This window comes from Bradyrhizobium sp. Ken64 (assembly GCF_055807555.1).
In genome coordinates, this window is sequence record NZ_JBVVPA010000114.1 from 1 (window position 1) to 260 (window position 260).

The 260-nt window shown below is 60.8% G+C and carries 1 pseudogene; it reads right to left on the minus strand.

The features are described 5' to 3' along the window. Positions 1–260: pseudogene (locus tag AC0L2F_RS35870) on the minus strand (elongation factor 4); the annotation flags it as partial.

Here is a 260-nt window from a genome sequence, read left to right on the forward strand (position 1 = left end):
GTTTCACCGGTTTTCAGCGCCAGCTCAAAAATAACCGTTGGCGCGGTGGTGATCAGGTCCAGGTCGTACTCGCGCTCCAGGCGCTCCTGGATGATTTCCATGTGCAGCATGCCCAGGAACCCGCAACGGAAGCCGAAGCCCAGGGCGTCGGAGCTTTCCGGGGTGTACTGCAGCGACGAGTCGTTGAGGGTCAGTTTCTGCAGGGCTTCGCGGAAGTCTTCGAAGTCGTCGGAGCTGACCGGGAACAGACCGGCGTAGAC